General features: G+C 40.6%; 1 pseudogene. It reads right to left on the bottom strand.

The features are described 5' to 3' along the window. Positions 1-244, bottom strand: a pseudogene (locus tag KJQ99_RS10255) (flagellin B); the annotation flags it as partial.

The following is a 244-nucleotide window of genomic DNA, read 5'->3' on the forward strand; positions in this document are numbered from 1 at the left end:
CCTGTCTTATCACTAGCTTTATTAATTGCTTCTGCTAACGCTCCAAGACCTGTGCTAGCACTTACATCGCCTTTACCATTTGTAAGTTTTACAGGTTCTATTGTTACATCGTTGATCCCATCAACATTTTTAAATGTTACACTAGCAGTTCCTGTTAAATCCGCCGCTCTCACATTATGCCCAGTCTCAAACCTAGTTAACCCAATCTTATCAGACGTAGTTGCCCCAATACTAGCCTTAACTG

It is taken from the genome of Campylobacter sp. 2018MI13 (assembly GCF_018501135.1).
In the GTDB taxonomy this organism is placed as follows: domain Bacteria; phylum Campylobacterota; class Campylobacteria; order Campylobacterales; family Campylobacteraceae; genus Campylobacter_E.